Annotated in this window: 5 protein-coding genes; 1 reads left to right on the top strand and 4 read right to left on the bottom strand. The window is 42.7% G+C overall.

The genetic code is table 11. The features are described from left to right. A partial coding sequence (locus tag F6K22_RS34310) for a hypothetical protein (protein ID WP_293108723.1) occupies window positions 1-181 on the bottom strand: 181 nt, incomplete at its 3' end. Between the two features lie 141 nt (window positions 182-322). Between F6K22_RS34310 and accC the strand changes: the two genes are divergently transcribed. Beyond that, window positions 323-1,678 (top strand): acetyl-CoA carboxylase biotin carboxylase subunit, encoded by a 1,356-nt coding sequence (accC, locus tag F6K22_RS34315; protein ID WP_293108726.1) that lies wholly within the window; start codon window positions 323-325, stop codon window positions 1,676-1,678. 663 nt (window positions 1,679-2,341) lie between these two features. Here the strand turns inward: accC and F6K22_RS34320 are convergent. The 3 genes from F6K22_RS34320 to F6K22_RS34330 all read right to left on the bottom strand — a co-directional run. Continuing rightward, on the bottom strand, window positions 2,342-2,464 hold the full coding sequence (locus F6K22_RS34320; RefSeq protein WP_293108729.1) for a hypothetical protein: 123 nt from the start codon (window positions 2,462-2,464) through the stop codon (window positions 2,342-2,344). A gap of 865 nt (window positions 2,465-3,329) precedes the next feature. Beyond that, window positions 3,330-3,614, bottom strand: coding sequence for a YggT family protein (locus F6K22_RS34325; protein ID WP_293108732.1), 285 nt, complete (start codon window positions 3,612-3,614; stop codon window positions 3,330-3,332). A 110-nt stretch (window positions 3,615-3,724) separates the two neighbouring features. Continuing rightward, window positions 3,725-4,116, bottom strand: a 392-nt coding sequence (locus F6K22_RS34330; RefSeq protein ID WP_293108735.1) for an RNA-guided endonuclease TnpB family protein, incomplete at its 5' end; no start/stop codon positions are given.

The following is a 4,116-nucleotide window of genomic DNA, read 5'->3' on the forward strand; positions in this document are numbered from 1 at the left end:
AAAAATTTTGTTTATAATGGATAGCTTTAAAAGGGGGGGAACAAAAAGGGGTGGATAGAGAGCGCGGGTCTTCTGCCAACATTAGATAAAATTCTGGAATGTCTACAAGAAATTTTCTCAAATCTTTGTTGATATAGCAGTCCTCTTTAATCACAGTAAGAATGTACGGGTGAATAGTCATTCACCCATACTAGCTTCTGACCAAAAAATAAGGTCAATAGCCTCCCCTTTCAAGGGGATGAAAAAAATAAACTTCAGTATTTCAACCCTTTGGCTTTAACCAGAGATAATGATAACTGATAATTGATAACTGATAACTGAAATGCGCTTCTCTAAAATCCTAATAGCCAATCGAGGCGAAATAGCCCTACGCATTCTCCGCACCTGCGAAGAAATGGGTCTAGCTACCATCGCCGTCCACTCAACCATAGACCGGCACGCCCTCCATGTGCAAATGGCGGACGAAGCAGTTTGTATTGGTGAACCTACCAGCAGCAAAAGCTACCTCAATATTCCCAACATTATCTCCGCTGCCTTAACTCGCGATGCCTCCGCCATCCATCCAGGCTATGGCTTTCTGGCCGAAAATGCCCGATTTGCAGAAATCTGTGCTGACCATGACATTGCTTTTATTGGCCCATCACCAGAGGGAATGCGGGCTATGGGGGACAAGTCCACAGCCAAAGAAACCATGCAAAAAGCCGGAGTTCCGACAGTTCCAGGCAGTGACGGTATCTTAACAGATGAAAAAGAAGCAGTAGCGATCGCCGAAAAAATCGGCTTTCCCCTAATGATTAAAGCCACCGCTGGAGGTGGGGGACGAGGAATGAGACTGGTTCGCCAAGCTGAGGAACTAACCAAACTATTTCAAGCTGCCCAAGGAGAAGCAGAAGCAGCCTTCGGCAACCCAGGAGTTTATATAGAAAGATTCATTGAACGCCCCCGTCACATAGAATTTCAAATTTTGGCAGATAGTTACGGAAATGTGATTCACCTAGGAGAAAGAGACTGTTCAATTCAGCGTCGCCATCAAAAGCTACTCGAAGAGGCTCCAAGTGCAGCATTAAACCCTAAACTTCGACAAAAAATGGGTGAAGCTGCAGTAAAGGCAGCTAAGTCTATTAATTATATTGGTGCTGGTACAGTGGAATTTCTCCTAGACCAGTCTGGTCAATTCTACTTTATGGAGATGAATACCAGGATTCAAGTAGAACATCCAGTCACAGAAGTAATTACAGGACTTGACTTAATTGCCGAACAAATTAGAATTGCCCAAGGGGAGAAATTACAACTAACCCAAAAACAGGTAAACTTTAATGGTCATGCCATAGAATGTCGGATTAACGCCGAAGACCCAGACCACAATTTTCGTCCCCATCCAGGTCGTATTAGTGGATATCTACCACCAGGAGGTCCGGGAGTTAGGATGGATTCTCATGTTTATACAGATTACGAGATTCCACCCTATTATGATTCTTTGATTGGTAAATTAATAGTCTGGGGACACGACCGTCCTACTGCTATTCAGAGGATGAAACGCGCTCTCAGGGAGTGTGCGGTGACAGGAGTTCCTACTACCATAGGTTTTCATCAAAGAATTCTAGAGACTCCAGAATTTATTGGTGGGGAAGTCTATACCAACTTTGTTGAAAATATGATGAAGCAAGAAGCAAAATAATCCCAACTTGGCATACTCCCGACGGTCGGCGATTCCGACACCGCGGGATTCCCAAGCCGTGTTAGGCATCGCTGCGCAATTAAGTCAGCGACAGTCGAAAACACAACGCAGGATTTCTGCTGCCTCTTATCTCAAATTCGGTTGAATACTTATTATATAGTTGGGGGTGGGGAGTAGGGGAGTAGGGTAGATTGAATATTGAAGTAAGGAAAAGAAATTAAACAAGACCGGGAAAGTCTGGTTTCTGCCGTTCAAAGATATTGACCGTAATTAATTTTATCCGGTTTTATCTCAACGTTGGCCCTTGACCCGCGCTCTCCCGTTTCGGCTGTCGCCGACATGAAAGGCGGAGCAAGTGCGGCAGCTATTAGGGGAGCTGAGAGATGGGAAAACCAATCAATAAGAGCGGTTCTTACAATAGTATGCTATGCTCAATAAGATAAGGCTGCTGGGCTAGCAGTGTCTAGGGGAGCCGTCTCCTTGGCGACGTACTGTGGAGCGCGCCTTTAGACCGATGCATAGGTTCGGCAAGGGAGGCAGGTGCGGTCTTAAGCAGAAAGCCCCTATAGCCTGATGTTAGGGAATCCCGCCCTGTCACGCAAGTGCAGCGTCGGGAGGATGTCAATTTGTTCTAATTCCTAATTATAGAATTATCAACATATATTATATCACCGGATTCGGTAGTCCTGCATGGTAATGGTGAGGATATATATTTTTTAATTTTTCCCACACTCCCCATCTCCCCATCCCCCGATCTCCCCACAGTCCCGGTGTTTCATTTTCCATTACTATGTACCACCACCCCCCATTCTATAATTACCTCCTGGGTCGTAGCTGGGCTAACAGATGATCTTTCCGTTTGTCATGCTCCCCAAACGCTTTTCATGTCTGCCTGGGAAACATTGCAATAGCCTCCAAGGTTCTTCCATCTTTCCAGTATTACGGTTGCTGCATAGAGTGGCTAGCCCAGAAACAACATTTACACTAGAAAATTAGAAGATTTTTGGAAAAACCTCAACATTATAGGTATTCTCATATGACGTTTCCTTGAGGGAGAGCGCAGGTTATAAAAGCCAAAGTTTCGATAATCGGGAGCTCCTTCAATAAGACATTAAAAGTTGTCGCTAAATAGATGGAAAAAAATAGCTCCAATTCAGACAAAGGAATAATTTCAGGCGTTTTGTTCCCGGAATAGCTAAAATCCTTACATGACAATAGTTTGCCAGTTTTTCTAGTTATAAAGCGACAAGTCTATTAAGTAGGTGGGTTTAATTATCCGTAAAATAGCAATGGAGATTCAAAACGGTGAGAACCCATTGATAACTTGCTTTTGGGTTCTTTTTCAGACTTTTTGTTTTAAAGTTTATTTGTGCCTACCTACTTAAACGTGAGTATCATCTTGCCTGTATGTGGAGGCATAAGATATTAATCAACCTGAGAAGAAGAAAAATTCAGAAACTTGGATACAGCTATCCTTGTTTTAGAGAAGCTCACCTTATAATTTTCTAATCTCCGATGTAGGAATGAGAATTAAATAAATTCCAGAATTTTTTTGAAGAACTCACAAGATCGGGAGCTTAGGCAATTCAACTTTCAACTTCTGTAGATAATAAAATCCTAATTAGTTAATGGGAGAGAACTTGACTTTTAGCTACAGCATCATTTTCAATAAACCTTGCTGACCCAAAAGCATTTCCCGCAGTAAGCTGAAAATACCTACCCAAATAATGGGGCTAATATCTACCCCACCCAGAGGCGGCACTATTTTTCTCGTGGGAGCTAAGAATGGTTCCGTAGGCCAAAAAATCAAATTAAATGGAAATTGATTGATATTTACCTGAGGATACCATGTCAGAACAATTCGGAAGATAAATAAGAAAGTCATTAACCCTAGGATAATACCTAGAGTCCAGTTAGCTAATATCAGATAGTCCATAAAGCCAGCTAAAAATTAACTTTTGTCAATAAAACCAAGATTATTGTATTGCAATTGACATCCTCCCGACGCTGCTCTACGAGACAGCGCGGGATTCCCAAGCATCGCTGTTAGGGGCTTTCTGCTTCAATGCACCCGCATAAACGAGATTTACTCTCTTCGGGTCTTACGGTCGCTCCACAGACTGACACTGCGAGTCCCGCAGCCAAAATATTTATACTTGCGTTGATATCTCGATCATGGTGGCTACCGCACTTCGGACAATCCCACTCTCTAATATTGAGAGGTAATTTTTCCACTACATGACCACAGTTAGAGCAACGCTTAGAACTAGGAAAATATCTATCAATTTTTATTAGTTCCCGTCCATACCATTCAGCTTTGTAATCTAATTGCCTGACCAACTCTCCCCAATTGGCATCTGATATGGCTCTAGCTAATTTGTGGTTCTTGACCATGTTTCTTACTGCCAAGTCTTCAACTACTATCGTTTGGTTTTCTA

Source organism: Okeania sp. SIO2F4 (assembly GCF_010672385.1).
Lineage (GTDB): Bacteria > Cyanobacteriota > Cyanobacteriia > Cyanobacteriales > Microcoleaceae > Trichodesmium.